Genomic DNA, 15773 nt, shown 5'->3' with positions numbered 1-15773 from the left:
GCTGATCGGCCCAAGGTCAGCCCTCCGCGCGCGGCGCAGCCTCGTCAGGCAGCAGAACGCGTCGCGGGTGCGTGAACACTCCGTATCCGTCGTCGCGGGCAATCGCCACAAGCGTGATGCCCGCTTCCTTCGCGGTCTGGATGGCGAGCGCAGTCGGAGCGGAGACGGCCACGACGACCGGCACGCCCATCATCGCCGCTTTCTGCACCATCTCGACCGAGACGCGGCTCGTCAGGAGCACGGCGCCCTCGCAGGCCGAACTGCCGTCGCGGAAGAGCGCACCCGCGAGCTTGTCGAGAGCATTGTGGCGTCCGACGTCCTCCCTGACCGGGCCGATTCCGGTGCGAGGCGTCCAGAACGCCGCCGCGTGAACGGATCGCGTGTGCTGATTCAAGGTCTGGAGCGGAGACAGTGCCTGCATTGCGTTCAGCAAATCCCGTGCGCGAAAGACGATGTTATGATCTTTCACCCGCGAGGGCGCACGTCGCGCCTGTTCAAGGCTCTCGATGCCGCACAGCCCACACCCAACCGGGCCGCTGATGGCGCGGCGGCGGGCGGCCAACGACGCCGCGCAGTCGCCATCGAGCCACATCCGCACCTCGACGCCCAGCTCGTTCGGGATCAGATCGATGCTCCTGATTTCGCTTCTTCGTCGGACGATGGCTTCGGTGAGGCTGAAGCCGATGCCGAAATCCTCGAGATCAGCGGGCGTTCCCATCATCACGGCATGGGTCGAGCCGTCATAGGTGAGCGCGATGGCGGTCTCCTCGGCAATCAACCGCGAGGTCGACCGCGTCTGACCGCCGCGCCAGGCGATCTCCGAGTGCCGTGTGAAAGTCGAACCCGTCATCATGGCTCACACCGCGCCGGCATGTAGAAACCCACCCAGATCCGCACCACCCCGGCGACAACGAGGAAGGCACACACCGCAAGAGACAACGTGAACGAGGCCAGGACCGGATCATCGAGGATGAAGATCCCGGCCGCGCCGTAAACAACGCCGGCGAGCAGCCAGACCAGAAATCCCCGCATTGCGCGCACCGAGACGGCATGCACAATCTGGAAGATGCGCGCGACAACCATGGTGACGCCAATGACCAGCATGGAGACGAGACTGACAGCCATCAGATTTGCGGACGCAATGCCACCGAGGACCAATTCACCCAGCGCAACGAACCAGCTCCATTTTCCGCCGGTCGCATGGATGGTTCTTCCAAGCGACGCCTTCGAGTTCGACATATCCGTCATGGCTTGACCCTTGCACGTCTGACCGCCCTCCCGGTCATGAATAGGCGCAAACGTACAGGCGAGCCCACGTGCCATCTTTCCCGAAAACGACGAAATTGTTGATCTGCACGATGCGGAGCGTTGGCGCCATGAGCTTTCGTGGCAGGAAGGGGACGTCTCACGTCGTCGCGCGTCGGGAGCACGCTAGGCCCCACGCGGGATCTCGACGACGGTTCTGGCTCCGTCGGGTCCGAAGCGAACATCCATCGTTCCATTCAGACGCGCAACGAGCATATCGACCATGGAACGGCTGAGTCGGGGCCGGCCTTGGTCGGTTGTCCCATTGTCGATGATGCAGCACGTGACCGAATTTGCCGTTCCCCAGACTTCGAGCCGGATGGTGCCGGTCCCCTTGAGAGAGATGTGGCGTGCCGAGGCGGTGATCAATTCGAAGACGACCATGCCCAGCAACCAGCAACGCTCGGAGCTCATGTTGAGCGGCTGGAGCAGCAGCAAAAGCGCGATGCCTTCATACTCGAGCCGTGAGCGGCTGATGGACCTGCGCAATTGCTGGAGGTAGGATGCCAGATCGATGGTCGTAGCGAACTGGGGCATCTGCAATGCGTGGTGGAGGCACACATGGCTCTCCAGTCGATCCTGCACGGAAACGAGCATCGCTCTCGCCTCCGTGCAGTCGCAGCGACCGGCAGCCTCCGACAGCAACTCGATCACGGACACGAGCTCGTCCTCGATTTGATGGGCGAGCTGACGAAGCAACATGCGCTCCGCGTTCGCGCCGCTATCCGGCAAGAGCTCCGAGAGACTGCTCATCCTTCACCCGCCTCCCGGCCGAACGGCTTGCCTTACGAATTCGGACCGCTCCGCCCGGTCTCGTACAGAAACCAGATCCGCCGCTCCGTCTCGTCGATCCAGTTTTCCAGCAGGCTTGCGGTGGCCACATCGCCATATTCGTCGCAGAGCTCGTGGACCCGGCGCATTTCCCGTGTCAGCTGCTGATTGTCGCTGCGCAGCTCGGCCAGCATATCCTGCGGATCGACATAATCCGCATCGTTGTCGAGAATGCGCTGCTCGCGGGCGATGTGACCGATCGATCGCAGCGTGGTGCCGCCGATCTTGCGCGCGCGCTCTGCGATATCGTCGGTCATGGCGAAGATCTGTTCGCCCTGCTCGTCGAGCAGGAGATGGTAGTCACGGAAGTGACTGCCAGATACGTGCCAATGGAAATTCTTCGTCTTCAGGTACAGCGCGAAGACGTCGGCCAGCAATGCTCGGAGCGCGGCCGGAATGTCCCGGTTCGCATTGGCTCCCAGATCCGTCGGGCTTTGCAGGTCTGCTTTGGTCATGGTTGGTATCCTTGTTGGAAAGTGGATGGTTTCTAGCTCGAGGGCGGGCAGCGGGTCTTTCCGTGCCGAAGCATCGTTCCCGGATTGCACGTTCACAGGCGCGCCGAGACTCATTCGGTAGGCTTCATCCGCTGCCGCTCCGGCAGAGGCGAGATCGTCGCGAACACGCCATCGCGACGGACCAGGGCGTGGAACAGCGCCGCCGCCAGATGCAGCAGCACAAGGGCGAAGAACGCGAGGCCTAGATAGACGTGGGCATCCCAAAGCAGCGTGTGTGCAAAGTCGCTCTGCGGCAGCAACGCCGGAATCCGAATCCCGCTATACAGGACAACCGGGTAGGCTGCAGCCCAGAGCATGCCGAGACCAAGCAAGGGCATGACGATCATGAAGCCATAGAGCAGCAGATGCGACAATCGCGCTCCCAGCTTCATCGTCGCCGGAAGGTCGGCCGGCAATGGCGGTGCGCCGAAATGAAGCCGCAGCGCCAGCCTGACCAGGACGAGCACGAGGAGTGCGACGCCAAGCGTCTTGTGGATCAGGATGAGCGGGAGGTATTTTTGAGCCACGGTGGACACCATGCCTATACCGATGAAGAGCATGGCGATGATGCAGATCGCCATCAGCCAGTGCAGCAGCCGCTGGATCGGGGCGAAGCGTTGCGGGACATTGGTCATGGCTTGGCAACCTCGGTTCTCGGATAGTCGCTGGCTTCGGCTGCGCGAAGATCGTAGGATTTGCGGTAGACGGACGAGCGCGCCGCCGGGAAGGGATCGTCCGACACCTGGACTCCCTGCGGCAGCACGGTCGGATCGAAGTTGATGTCGCGGCACGGCCCATCCCGCTCGGGTTCAATTCGCTGCACGACCAGCGTTCCGACCTGCACCTTGCGCCGGTTCTGCGGCCAGGCCCTGCTGGGATCAGCCGTCGAATCGCCCGGCTCGGCCACAGTCGTGACCATGGTCCATCGTTGCGGCGCGGACTTCACCCGGGTCGTGATCTCCTGCTCGAGAAAATCCGGGCCACGTTTCTCAAGCTCCGCCTGGGCGATGGAAACAGGCTCTGCCGTGGGCACCAGCGACCACCGCACGGCGTGCTCATCGCCCTTCGCGTTCGTGTAGACGAAGCTGTTGAGACTGTTGTACGCCTCCTCAGCGTAGCTTCCGGTCCAGGGCGCCGTCTTGGCCCAGGCTGCGAAAGCGGCGAACTCCGGGTTCGCGCTGATGAACGTCTTCATCGCCTCCGGATCCTTCTTACCGGCTGCAACCAGCAGGCCGTGAAACGCCTCGGGCGTGGACACCGCAAAGAATGGCGGGTTGATCATCGCCATTCGCCACTCCTCTCCGTCCGCCGCCGATATCTGGAGTCCCATGCCGCGGACGCGCACGGTCGCATCCACCGCGTTCGGATCGGCCGTACCGAGGTTGAAACGGCCCAGAACCGGATAGCGGCCCTGCACGAACACCTTCGCGCGGGACAGCTCGACACCATTTCCGTTCGCTTCGAACATTCCGGTGAAGCAGATTCCCTTGGCATGATTGCGCCGGTGCCCCAGCGGCGAGCCGCTCGGAGGCGTCAACGCTGCAATCATGCGATCCGGCGTAAGACGCCCCGGCGTGAGCCACCCGGCGGTATACGCAAAGGCGGCGGCGCTGCCGCCGACCACGGCGGCAATCAGAACGAGCCATCCAAGGCTCGAACGCTCGACTCTACCTGGCTGATTCATCTAGTCCTCTCGCAACGCGGCGGCCGCCCGGCGCTCTAAAGCGCGCAGCTCTCCGCTCAATCACAGGAAGCGAACTTAGCGGACCGTCGCCATTCCGATCTTCCCAAACGCACCGTCAATTTCGTGAAGGCACGGCGGGCCGCCTGTCCGATAAGATCGCCACCGATATCGCACGTGAAGCGGCTCTGGGCCTTCCCGGCATCACCCTCCCGACGTCGGGTCGCCGCGCGGTGGCGTGCAATCCTCGCCGGCAGGTACCTGGCGAAACGCCATCGTCTTCTCGCAACAGTGATGCACAATCACGGGCTTTGCGAACAAAGCGGCTTATATATCTCGGCACAGACTATAATTCTGGAAACGCCGTCAGCCGAGCAGCGAGCCTCGCCAAGCGACTCTCCGCACGATAAAGCAAGGAGACTCGCTATGAATGCATTCAAGATCCTGATCGCCTCGGTGCTGATCTCAGCTGCGACAGTGTCGTCGGCCTCCGCCGCCTGGTCCTTCGCCGACCAGGAGCCCGCAACCTTTGCCTCGATGTATCCCGACCGCGACGTGCTGAATGGTGGCGCGTTGACCCCGGCAGGACGTATGGGCCTCGAGCGCCCCGGTGGCGCGGTTCCCGTGTTTGGCGCGGTTCAGGTTCGCAACCACCACTGGCGCCGATGACCAGCCGAACCAGCAATCAAGTACAACTACCAGATTCAGATGACCATCGTTCACGCCTCGAACGGAGTACGACCGCGCGATGCGGCGTACCCGCGGCGTGGAAGTACATGCATCCTTTCGTGCAACGACGAAAATGATCGTTCAATTGATACTGCCGATCCGGCGCGCGTATGCACATGTCTGACGTGCGAGCCGAGGCGTTCCCGGCGTCGCTTTGTCAAAGGAGATGTACGATGACTACATTGAAGCTGTTCTCGGCCGGGTTGATCGCTGCGGCCATGGTTGCTTCCCCGGCGATGGCGCGTGAAGGCAATACGAACGCGGGGCGGACGAATGTCGATGCCTACGCGTCGGCTCAACGTGTTCCGGTTACCTCCAAGCGCGGTTGCACGCGGGCTCCGGACGTCGGCGCCTATGCATCTGCCCCGTGGCGTCGCCCGCCCTGCGAGCCCAAGTCCGGCTATTGAGCGCACCGGCCGGACAACGCTGCTTCGGCAGACCGCAATTGTACGTCCTGAACTGAAGCGGGTCGTTACGCGCCTCGGGGCCTTTTTGGCTTACGCAGAAAAGAGGAATGGCAGCTCCTCATGCTGCCATTCCTCCAATTTGATCGACAACTCTCGTTTCGACCGCTCTGTCACCGGCGCTGCACGGGCAATGGCTGTACCGACATCGGGAACGTTTACCGCCGCCCGGTAGAGCGGCGACGACCGTTTCGAGTGACGCATCCATCCTTCGCGATGGTCGCGACATGGCGATGAGGCGATTGGCGCTGCACGGCTGCCCCTTCAGCACCCCGGCGGCAAGATTGGCGAGACTCCGGGCGTCGGCGCCGCACCTGACGCGTTGGCCGGTAGCACTGTCGCAGGAGATGCCAGATTCATCGTCATGCTTTCCGCGCAGGTTGAGGTGTTGGGGCTGGGCGCGACGACAGCATTTGGATCAATGCCCGTTCCGACGTCGCCGCTGATCGCGACCGGGATCGTACCCGGCGGCGGCCCGGCCTGCACTTGCGGGATCGAGAGCGGCAAACTCGCAGCGCTCGCCACCGCCCCGCCTGGCGTTGAGCTGCACGCCACCGTCACTCCGGTACCTGACGGCGCGGCCACGGAAATTGTCCCGATAGAGCTCCCGTTCTGTCCCATGACCGGTACGATTGGGACGACATTCCCCGCCGTCGGCGATCCCGTGCTCGATGTGGTCGGCATTGTCGGCATCGACGTCGCCGACATCGGAGACGTCGATGGTGGCGCACAGACGACGACCGTACCTGGCGTCGTCGGATCCGAGGCGAGCGGAACGGGTGCCAGCGTGGTATCGGGTGCACCTTGCACGGTCGTCGCGGAGAACGGACCCGGGCTATTGAGCGGTGAGGTGACGATCGCGCCCGGTACGGTCGACAGGCTCATCGCCGTGCTGCCGGTTGTTGCGACCTGGGCTTTGCCCGCAGAGCAGCCGAGCACCACGGCGGCGAACGCCGCGCAAAGAATGCGGATCATGTCTGCCCCCCCTGGCTCACCTCATCCTTGCGAATGGAGACGTGGGTGCCCTCCGCCAGATTGACCGCCGGATTGAGCACGACCTGGTCGCCGGGCCGCACACCCTCGCGTACTTCGACCGACGTGCCGAAATCTCGTGCGATCGAGACCTTCTGCAAGTGAACGGTGCCGTTGCGCACGACTGCGACATGCAGGCCGTTCTGGTCGAAGACCAGCGCATCGGCCGGAATGGACATCGACGGCGTCTTGCGCGGGATCGACAGTTGGACCGTGCAGTAGATGCCGGGGCTCAAGGCGCCGTCGGGATTGGGTACGTCGATCTCGGTCAGCAGCGTGCGGCTTCCCGGCTGCAACGCAGTCGCGATGCGCGTGACCTTCCCTGGAAATACCCGATCCGGGATTTCGGGAACGTGGATTTCGGCCTCGACGCCCGGCGCGAAGCCGAAGGCCTCGTCCTGCGGCACGAAGACTTGCGTTCGAATCACGTTTGAATGCATCAGCGTGAACATGAAGGTCGATCCGGCCTGGACGAGGCTGCCATTGTCCACGTTGCGTTGCGTGATCACACCGTCGAACGGTGCCACCACGCGCTGGTAGGCCTTCTCCTGCTGAAGGACACGAATCTGCGCCTCTTGCGCCGTGATGTTTGACTGGGCGACGCTCACGGCCGCCTGCTGGGCGCGCAGGGTGAGACGGTCGTTGTCGCCTTGCTGAGCTGTCAACCAGCCCTGCTTGACCAGATTGCTGTCCCGCGCATTGGTGACGTCGGCAAGCTCACGACTCGCCTGCGCCTGCTGTAACGCCGCCTGGTTCTGCGCGAGCGTCGCCTGCGCCTGCGCGATCTGCTGGTCGAGTTCCGGCGCGGTGATCTCCGCAAGGAGATCGCCCTTCTTCACGTGATCGCCGATGTCGACGTAGCGCTTCTCGATGTAGCCGCTGGCCCGTGCGAAGATGTTCGCCGCCTCGAATGCCGTCGTCGTCGCCGGAAGGGTGACCTTCGCGAACTCGGCGCTGGCGCGGACCGTCGCCACCCGAACCTCCGGAACGGCGGTCCTGATCTGCTCTGACGATACAGCCAGATCGCGTGCGGCCTGATAATGCCGCCAGCCGCCCACGCCGAGACCGCCGACAAGGAGCAGGAACATGGCGCCGCCAAGCCATACGCCGCCGTACCGGCGGCGCGGTCGTGCGTCCTTGCCTGGCAGCTCCACGATGCGGCCGCTTTCCGCATCGGGCCGATCACTCACGTCGTGGCTGTTGGTCCGCACGCGAACATCGCTCATTCCGGTGACTCCTCGAACACGCCGTGGTGAGGCTTGCCGTCGTTGCGCTTGCGTAGCCAGGCGAAGAGATAGGGCACGATCAGCAATGTCGTCGGCGTTGCGAACAGCAGCCCCCCGATGACGGAACGGGCGAGCGCCGCGTTCTGCTCCTCGCCCGGGCCTCCGATCGCCATCGGGATCATGCCCACGATCATCGCGGCAGCCGTCATCAGCACGGGGCGGATTCGCGTACGACCCGCGCTCAGCGCGGCCTCGAACGCGGTGTGCCCGTTCAATTGCGCGTCACGCGCGAAGGTCACCAGCAGGATGGAGTTAGCCGAGGCGACGCCGACGGCCATGATCGCACCCATCAGCGAAGGCACGTTCAGGGTCGTCCCCGTGATGAACAGCATCGTCACGATACCGCATAAAGTCGCGGGCAGCGCCATGATGACGACAAAGGGGTCGCCGAAGTTCTGGTAATTCACGACCATCAGCAGATAGACCAGGATGGCGGCAAACAGCAGCCCGATCCCGAGATCGCGGAACGATTGACGCATGCTCTGGATCTGCCCCAGAACCTCAATCGAATTTCCCGGCTGGAGCTGCTTTTGAAACGTCGACGTGACCTTGTCGATGTCGGCCGAGACGCTGCCGAGATCGCGCCCCTGCACGCTCGCATAGACGTCAAACACCGGCTGAACGTTCGCTTGGTTCAAATTGGTGGGCACGGTCCCTCGCTTGAAAGTCGCGACATTGCTGAGCAGGCCGGGCACCGTCTGCCCGCTTGCGGCCGGCGAGGCCGACACCGGCGTGTTCCCCAGCGCGTTGAGCGAGTTGGCCCGGTACTCCGGCGTCTGAACGGCAAGATAATAGGGAATGCCCGACGTCGGATCGGTCCAGAAATTCGGCGAGACCTGGGCGGACGAGCTGAGGCTGACATTGATGTTGGTTGCCACCGTGCTGGCATTGAGCCCCAGCTGTGCGGCCCTTGTGCGGTCGATGTCGGCGTAGAATGCGGGAGCGTCGACCTCCTGTTGAAGATGCGCGTCGACGACTCCCGGAATGGCAGCCAGGCTCTTTTGCAGCTCCTTCGCCACGGACAGGTTGTTGGCGCCGTAACCGACGGTGCGGACGTCGATTTGCGCCGGCAGGCCGAAATTCAGGATCTGGGTGACGATATCCGCCGCCTGGAAATAGAAGACGTCCTCGGGGAATGCCGCCGGCAAGGCCTGGCGCAGCTTCCTGACGTAATCTGCGGTCGGCCTGTGGCCGTCCTTGAGCGATACGAGGATCGTGCCGTCGTTCACTCCTATCGTCGAACCGTCGGTGAAGGCCAGATTGTAGGGACGCGCCGGCAGACCGATATTGTCTACGATCAGCCCACGATCCCGGTCTGGAATGACTTCGCGGATCTTGTCCTCGACCGCCTGGAAGATGGCCTCGGTGCGCTCGATCCGGGTCCCCGCGGGCGCACGGACGTGGAGCTGGATCTGACCGCCGTCGATCAGGGGATAGAAGTCCCTGCCCACATAGACGAACATGACGGCCCCGAGCGCCAGCACGAGCACGGCAGCGATCGGCACGATGCTGCGACTCCGGAGCAGGGTCCTCAGAAATTCGGAATAGCCGTCGCGCAGGCGCTCGAAGCCGCGCTCGAACGCGGCGGACGCGCGCGAAAACATCCCGGACGAACGCTGGCCCTCACCATGACGCCGCTCGCCCTTCAACAGCAGACCGATCGTGATCGGCGTGAGAGTCCGCGACAGCGCGTACGACGCCAGCATGGCAAACACCACCGCAAGGCCGAGCGGCGTGAAGAGGTATTTGGCCGGTCCTTCGAGGAATACGACAGAGGTGAAGACGCAACTGATGGCGAGCGTGGAGACGAGCGTCGGTACCGCGATTTCGGCCGCGCCATGCAGCGTCGCTTGCGACAGTGGCATCCCCTCCTCGGTCCAGAGCCGATGCGTGTTCTCGATCGTCACCGTCGAATCGTCGACCAGGATGCCCACCGCAAGCGCCAGCCCACCCAGCGTCATCGTGTTGAGGGTCTCGCCAAGGAAATGCAGGACGATCAGCGAAGACAGCATCGCGAGCGGGATGGAGATCAGGACCACGAGCGTCGACCGCCACGATCCCAGAAATACCAGGATCATCAACGCCGTGAGACCTGCCGCGATCGCGCCTTCGCGCAGCACACCATCGACGGAGTGGGTAACGAAGACCGATTGGTCGAACAATTCGGTGATCTTCAGCCCGGCTGGCGCCGATGCCCGGATCGATTTCAGGGCCTGCTTGACCCCGTTGACGACGGCAAGCGTCGAGGCGTTACCGTTCTTGATCACGCTCAGCAGAACCGAACGGTGACCGTCCTCGCGCACGATATTCTGCTGGACCTGCGATCCGTCCCGAACCTGAGCGACATCCTTCAGCAGGATCGTCGCGCCATTCGCGAACTTGACCGGGATCATGTTGAGATCCTTGATCGAGGCCGGCGTCGCGTTGGTTCGCACAGTGTACTGGGTATCGCCGATCTTCGCCGTTCCGGTCGGCAGCGTCAGGTTCTGGGTATTCACCGCATTGACGATGTCGAGCGGCGTCAATCCGCGCGACAACAGCTTGTTCGGGTCGATGTCGACCATGATCTGGCGATACTTGCCACCCGCAGGTGTCGGCAGCGTCACCCCTGGAACGGGAGCCAGTTGCTGCCGGATCCGGTAAATGCCAAAATCGTAAAGCTGCTGCTCGTTCAATTTGTTGGACTCGAGGCTGAGCTGCAGTACCGGCACGCTCGATGCATTGAACTGCACGATGACGGGCGGCTGAATGCCGGGCGGCATCAGGGCGCGGATGGCGTTCGTTGCCGATACGATCTGCGAGATCGCGAGATCCAGATTGACGTCTGGCTGGAAGTATATCTTTTGAACCGACAAGCCATTGAGCGTCTGCGCTTCGATGTTCTTGATGCCGCTGACATTGGCGCTGATCGAATACTGGCTGTACGTGGAGACGCGCTGCTCCATCTCCGGGGTCGAGAGACGCGGTATAGCTCCAGATGACCGTGACGACGGGGATGCGAATCTCGGGAAAGATGTCCGTCGGCATCGACCAGACAGAGATGCCGCCCAGAAACAGGATCAGCGCCGCGAGCACATAGAATGTGTGCGGAAACCGGAGCGCAAAGCGGACAATTCCCATGGCGACGACTACCTGCAGCAGGTTGCGGGAGATCTCAGTTCAGATGACCACGATGCTTGACCGTTCAAATGAAAACGAGTTCAGCATGGCGACCTCTCGATCGCTCGCGTCGAGGCGAACGCCTCGCGCTGGCGACACTGCCGGAACAATTGGGGGACGACTGAGACGGCGCCACGCGCCGTTCCTGTCCGCGGGCGGCCGCGGGCTCCTCGGTGGCACGGATGGCTGCACGCCTGACCTTTGCAAAGGCACGAATCTCGATCTGCCGGACGCGTTCGCTGGAGATCGAAAGCTCGCGGGCGAGTTGATCGAGTGTCGGGGGATGCTCCGCCAGCCGCCTTGCCTCCAGCACGCGCCGCTCGCGCGCCGTCAGGCCATTCAGCGCAATGCGCAAGGCACCGGTCCGATGTTCCATCTGATCCTGATCGGCAAGGATGGTCTCGGCGTCGCTCGCTTCGTCCACAAGCAAGGCCTCCCACTCGGTACCTTGTTCGTCGCCGCCGACCCGCGCATTCAGCGACAAGTCACCGTGCAGGCGGCAATCCATCTCCATCACCTCGCGCGCCGAAACTTCGAGCTTGGTGGCGATCGCCTCGGCGACATCGGGGGTAAGCCGCGCCATCCCGCCCTGGCCGACCCTTCTCATCTCGCCACGAAGCCGGAAGAACAGCTTCTTTTGAGCAGCCGTTGTTCCGATCTTGACCAGCGACCAGGAGCGCAGGATGTATTCGTGGATGGCGGCCTTGATCCACCACGTCGCATAGGTAGAAAATCGCGAGTTTCGGTCGGGCTCGAACCGGGACGCGGCAATCACCAGCCCGAGATTGGCCTCGGCCATGAGATCTGCGAATGGAAGGCCGTATCCCTTGTAGGTCCGCGCGACCTTGGCGGCGAGCCGGAGATGGCTCGTGATGAGCGCGTTCGCGGCATCGCCGTCTCTCGTCTCCTGCCAGCGACGCGCAAGCTGCTGCTCCTGCTCGCGTTCGAGCAGGTCGTATCGACCGATGACTGACGAATACGCATTGAACCCAGCGGCCGCCGTACGCCTGCCCGGCTCGGCCGTCTCGATATTGCTTAAACCCGCGTGTCGCGTTGGCATGTCCTGCTCCCACATTCGAACCCGCAAGCGGAACGTAAGAAGCCTCCCACTGGCGGCGCCAGTAAACTGCACTTAACAAGCCTGAATTCGCTTTCAGATATCTCGCTGCTCTTTCCGCTTCGCACGTGTCGCACATGGCATCTGTGGTCACATCGGCGCGAGGCTCGCGTGAAGCGAGCGAGCCGGTGCGGACGTCGCGGCTTCGCGTGATGTCGCGCCCGTCGAGGCGAGGATCTCCACCCGTCCGCCGGGTGCCGGGCAAATGGTCAGGCAGAAGCCATGCAGCTTGACGATGGCTGCGACGAGACTCAGGCCCAGCCCCACTCCCGGCGTGTTGCGCATCTTGTCGGAGCGATAGAACCGGCGCAGCACCGCCTCGCGCTCCCCCTCGCCGATGCCGGGCCCGGTATCGATCACGCGCACGAGCGCGGTCCTCTCGTCCGACACCAGCGCGAGCGTCACTCTTCCGCCCGCAGGGGTGAACTTGACGGCATTGTCCACGAGATTGGCAACCGCCTCGAACAACAGGTCCCGATCACCCCGCACCTGCACCTTGCGGTCGATCTCGACGTCAATTTCGATTTCCTTGTCTTCGGCGATGGGTTCGTAGACATCGCACACCTGCCGCAGAATCTCGTCGAGCGCGACGTCGCCGAAACCGGCCGTCCGGCTGCTGCTTTCGATTTCGGCCAGGCGCAGCAGCGCGGTAATGATTGCGAGCGATTGGTCGATTCCGGCCATTGCCTTGTCCACGATGACCTGAAGGTCCTCCAGAGTGGCCGCGTGCGAGCGGCCGCGCTCCAGCGCCAGGCGGGCTCGCGTGAGCGGCGTCCTGAGATCGTGAGCAATATCGTTGCCCACGCCGGCCAGCGCGTTGATCGTGGTCTCCATTTCATCGAGCATGCCGTTGACGATCCTGGCCAGCCGCGCGAACGGATCGTCGACGTTGGTCTGCGGGAGCCGTTCGCGGAGATCGCCGGCCACGATGCGCTGAACCCTCTGGTTCACCTGCTCCACGCGCCTCTGTGCGCGGACGCTCAGCCAGGCCCCGGCCAGCAGGCAGAGGCAGAATGCCGGCAGCAGACCGAGCAGCAGCGCCTGCCCGACGACGTTCGATATCTCGCGCGTCTCGTCGACGTTCCTCCCAATCACCAGGATATGACCGTTGCCCAGCCGCCTGCCCGCGGCCTTGACAACGGCATCGCGAGCCGCCGAGGGCCCGTCCCGTGCGAGCCGCACGCTCTGGACCGGCCCACCGAGATCGAGCCGTGATGGCAATCGCCCGATGTTGCCGGCAAGCAGAGTCCCTGCGGCATCAAACAACCCGGCATATTGCACGCCCCTGGAATCCTGCTTGAGATGATCGGAGATCGCGTCGATGAGGCGGCCGGGCGGCAGCTCGGCCATGAAGTTGAGCTGCGTTGCAATCATGCGGTCGGATCGCACGATCAGGTAGTCGTCGATCTTCCAGTAGATGAAGGCGAATAGCCCGACGACGAACAACGCCAGCGTGGCCGCCATTGCCGCGGCCCAGAGGAACGTGTTGGAGCGAATGAACTGAATCTGGCGCATCGATCCGCCGGACCGGTTTAGCGAACGCGCAGCACGAAGCCGGAGCCGCGAACGTTGTGGATGAGCGGCGTCTCGCCGGGGCCGTCGACCTTGTGACGAAGGCGGCCCATGTGCACATCGATGAGATTGGTGGTTGCCGGGACGAATTTGTAGTTCCAGACCTCCTCGAGCAGCATCGCGCGTGTGAGCAGCTGATCGCTCCGGCGCATCATGTATTCGAGCAGACGGAATTCGCGTGGCAGCAGATCGATCTCGCGCTCGCCACGCCGCACGGTCCGCTCGATCAGGTCGAGTTCCAGCGGCCCGGCGCGCAACGTGGTCTCGCGGCTGTCGATCGGACGCCGCAGCAATGCCTCCACTCGCGCGACGAGCTCGATCAGCGCGAACGGCTTGGTGAGATAGTCGTCTCCTCCGACGCGCAATCCACGCACCCTGTCGTCGACCGCGCCGAGCGCACTCAGCACCAGAACGGGCGTCCTGACCTGGTCCTTGCGCAGGGCCTCGATGACGGTCAACCCGTCCATTCCGGGCAGCATGCGATCGACGATCAGGGCATCGGGAGAGGATTCTCGCGCCCGATCGAGACCGCCTATTCCGTCAGGCGCCCATCGCACCTCGAACCCGCGCTCGGTGAGTTCGGCGACGATCGCGTCGGCGGTCTCGGCGTCATCCTCGATCAGGAGTATCCGCGTCATTGTGCTGGTCCCACGTCCTGCGAGGCCTCGCGGCCGGCGGCGAAGCATGGGCTCGGTGATCCGCGACGACATGTTCAATGCCCACCCGGGCCGAACATGCGAGGCAGGACCGGCATGCGACGCACCGCGCTCTGGCAAGAGAAGTAATTCTGCGGGGAATGAAGCTCCATTAAATTGCATGTCAGGGAGCCTGGAAGCGCGGCCACGGCGGGCGCCGGCGCGAAGGCGATCGAATGTGCTGTCGCGATGATCATCTCTCATCTCCATGCAGCAGGACGTCCCAGCAGATATGTCCTCAGCGAGGCTGCTGTTACGCGCCAAGATCGAAAACGTTGCCAGTTTGCACGATCGTGCTTGCCGGCAAGGCCGGGATCACGGCCCATTGAACGCGGGTGAGCATTTCGTGCGTTTTGTCGACGCGCGCTCGTCCGCACCTCCTTCGCAGGCCGGCTTGGACTGCCAGCTGTCATCAAAGGAGAAGCCAAATGACCACTCTCAAGCTCTTGTCGACCGGACTAATCGCAGTCGCCATGCTCGGCGGACCCGCCATGGCGCGGGAGCGCCATACCGACGTCCGCCCATCCGCCATGCAAGCCGATCCGGTTGCATCGTACGGCTCGGTCTATCAGGTCGGCCGCGCCTGCGTTCCAGCGCCGCGTGTCGGCGCGTTCGCGACGGCGCCGTGGACTGGCAACAACGTTCCCTGTGAGCCGGGCACCGGCAGCTTCTGATCCCGACGTCGCGGCCGGGCGGCTCGCTCGGCCGCCGCCGCTCAGCGATGGGGACGGGCCTGACACTGAGCCCGTCCCCGCTCGGCGTCGGCGGATCACCTCGCCGATGCGCAGCGCCCCGCTCCTGAAATCGAATTCAGTGGGATTGCCGCGCGACCTTCCCATCTTCCTTTCGAGACGGGACTTGCTGACGGCACGAGGCTGAAGCGACGGCATCGGCCGCCGGGAATTCGAACACGAAAGGAGTTCCTCATGAAACGAGCATTGATGATCATGGCGACAGCGGCGCTTGCCTCAGCGCTGGCGGTCGGAACGGCCGAGGCACATGGCGGCGGTGGAGGTGGCCACGGCGGCGGTGGCTTCGGTGGCGGACATATGGGCTTTGGCGGCGGCCACATGGGCTTCGGTGGCGGCGCGCATTTCGGCGGCATGGGACATGCCGGCGGATTCGGCGGCGGAACCCGGCTCGGCGGCGAGCACCTCGGCTTCGGCGATCATGTCGTAACCCGCGGCCTGCGGCAGCACGCATTTCACCGCTTTGACCGCTTCCGGTCCGGATATGGATTCTACGGCGCCTATCCGGGTTGCTATGATTGGTACGAGCTGCATCCGGGCCAACCGTTGCCGCTGAGTTGCAGCTAGGTCCGCGCGCACGGCGCCGATCGATCCGGATCATGCGCCCACGCGGTCCGGATCGATCCAACACCAGCGGATTGCGCCTGTGCGTCATCTCG

The 15773-nt window shown here is 63.6% G+C and carries 15 protein-coding genes and 1 pseudogene; 3 read left to right on the top strand and 13 right to left on the bottom strand.

All coding sequences use genetic code 11. The annotated features are described in order from the left end of the window. Window positions 1-16: 16 nt before the first annotated feature. The 6 genes from fdhD to ABIG06_RS26350 form a co-directional block, all read right to left on the bottom strand. On the bottom strand, window positions 17-853 hold the full coding sequence (gene fdhD / locus ABIG06_RS26375) for a formate dehydrogenase accessory sulfurtransferase FdhD (RefSeq protein ID WP_370139174.1): 837 nt from the start codon (window positions 851-853) through the stop codon (window positions 17-19). Further along, window positions 850-1248, bottom strand: coding sequence for an HdeD family acid-resistance protein (locus ABIG06_RS26370; protein WP_370139173.1), 399 nt, complete (start codon window positions 1246-1248; stop codon window positions 850-852). Before ABIG06_RS26370 ends, fdhD begins: the two co-directional genes overlap by 4 nt. Window positions 1249-1431: 183 nt before the next feature. Continuing rightward, entirely contained in the window at window positions 1432-2058 is a 627-nt protein-coding gene (locus ABIG06_RS26365; RefSeq protein WP_424578415.1) for a histidine kinase dimerization/phosphoacceptor domain -containing protein, read from the bottom strand. Window positions 2059-2090: 32 nt separating this feature from the next. Then, the gene (locus ABIG06_RS26360; protein ID WP_370140909.1) at window positions 2091-2591 is read right to left on the bottom strand and encodes a Dps family protein; all 501 of its coding nucleotides are present in this window, start codon (window positions 2589-2591) and stop codon (window positions 2091-2093) included. A gap of 110 nt (window positions 2592-2701) precedes the next feature. Further along, window positions 2702-3265, bottom strand: a complete 564-nt coding sequence (locus ABIG06_RS26355; protein ID WP_370139171.1) for a cytochrome b — start codon at window positions 3263-3265, stop codon at window positions 2702-2704. Next, window positions 3262-4314, bottom strand: coding sequence for a catalase family peroxidase (locus tag ABIG06_RS26350; protein WP_370139170.1), 1053 nt, complete (start codon window positions 4312-4314; stop codon window positions 3262-3264). The genes ABIG06_RS26355 and ABIG06_RS26350 overlap by 4 nt, the downstream gene beginning before the upstream one ends. Before the next feature lie 423 nt (window positions 4315-4737). On the opposite strand from ABIG06_RS26350, the gene ABIG06_RS26345 reads away from it, so the two are divergent. Together ABIG06_RS26345 and ABIG06_RS26340 are read left to right on the top strand one after the other, a co-directional pair. Beyond that, on the top strand, window positions 4738-4980 hold the full coding sequence (locus ABIG06_RS26345; RefSeq protein WP_370139169.1) for a hypothetical protein: 243 nt from the start codon (window positions 4738-4740) through the stop codon (window positions 4978-4980). 233 nt (window positions 4981-5213) lie between these two features. Next, entirely contained in the window at window positions 5214-5447 is a 234-nt protein-coding gene (locus ABIG06_RS26340; RefSeq protein WP_370139168.1) for a hypothetical protein, read from the top strand. Between the two features lie 321 nt (window positions 5448-5768). On the opposite strand, the gene ABIG06_RS26335 is transcribed toward ABIG06_RS26340, so the two are convergent. The 6 genes and pseudogenes from ABIG06_RS26335 to ABIG06_RS26310 form a co-directional block, all read right to left on the bottom strand. After that, on the bottom strand, window positions 5769-6479 hold the full coding sequence (locus tag ABIG06_RS26335) for a hypothetical protein (RefSeq protein ID WP_370139167.1): 711 nt from the start codon (window positions 6477-6479) through the stop codon (window positions 5769-5771). Beyond that, on the bottom strand, window positions 6476-7762 hold the full coding sequence (locus ABIG06_RS26330) for an efflux RND transporter periplasmic adaptor subunit (protein ID WP_370139166.1): 1287 nt from the start codon (window positions 7760-7762) through the stop codon (window positions 6476-6478). Before ABIG06_RS26330 ends, ABIG06_RS26335 begins: the two co-directional genes overlap by 4 nt. Beyond that, a pseudogene (locus tag ABIG06_RS26325) lies at window positions 7759-10942 on the bottom strand (efflux RND transporter permease subunit). The gene ABIG06_RS26330 and the pseudogene ABIG06_RS26325 overlap by 4 nt, the downstream one beginning before the upstream one ends. Window positions 10943-11006: 64 nt before the next feature. After that, window positions 11007-12041 carry an RNA polymerase sigma factor RpoH gene (rpoH, locus tag ABIG06_RS26320; RefSeq protein ID WP_370140908.1) on the bottom strand — a complete coding sequence of 345 codons (1035 nt, stop codon included), beginning with the start codon at window positions 12039-12041 and terminating at the stop codon, window positions 11007-11009. Window positions 12042-12188: 147 nt separating this feature from the next. Further along, complete coding sequence (locus ABIG06_RS26315; protein ID WP_370139164.1) at window positions 12189-13613, bottom strand: sensor histidine kinase; 1425 nt, start codon at window positions 13611-13613, stop codon at window positions 12189-12191. A gap of 17 nt (window positions 13614-13630) precedes the next feature. After that, window positions 13631-14308 (bottom strand): response regulator transcription factor, encoded by a 678-nt coding sequence (locus ABIG06_RS26310; protein ID WP_124158495.1) that lies wholly within the window; start codon window positions 14306-14308, stop codon window positions 13631-13633. 485 nt (window positions 14309-14793) lie between these two features. Between ABIG06_RS26310 and ABIG06_RS26305 the strand changes: the two genes are divergently transcribed. After that, the gene (locus tag ABIG06_RS26305) at window positions 14794-15039 is read left to right on the top strand and encodes a hypothetical protein (RefSeq protein ID WP_124158493.1); all 246 of its coding nucleotides are present in this window, start codon (window positions 14794-14796) and stop codon (window positions 15037-15039) included. 294 nt (window positions 15040-15333) lie between these two features. Here ABIG06_RS26305 and ABIG06_RS26300 read toward each other — a convergent pair whose 3' ends face one another. After that, window positions 15334-15564, bottom strand: a complete 231-nt coding sequence (locus ABIG06_RS26300; RefSeq protein ID WP_424578414.1) for a hypothetical protein — start codon at window positions 15562-15564, stop codon at window positions 15334-15336. Between the last annotated feature and the right edge of the window lie 209 nt (window positions 15565-15773).

This window comes from Bradyrhizobium sp. USDA 326 (genome assembly GCF_049739485.1).
GTDB lineage: Bacteria > Pseudomonadota > Alphaproteobacteria > Rhizobiales > Xanthobacteraceae > Bradyrhizobium.
This window is presented reverse-complemented; position numbering and strand designations above follow the sequence as displayed.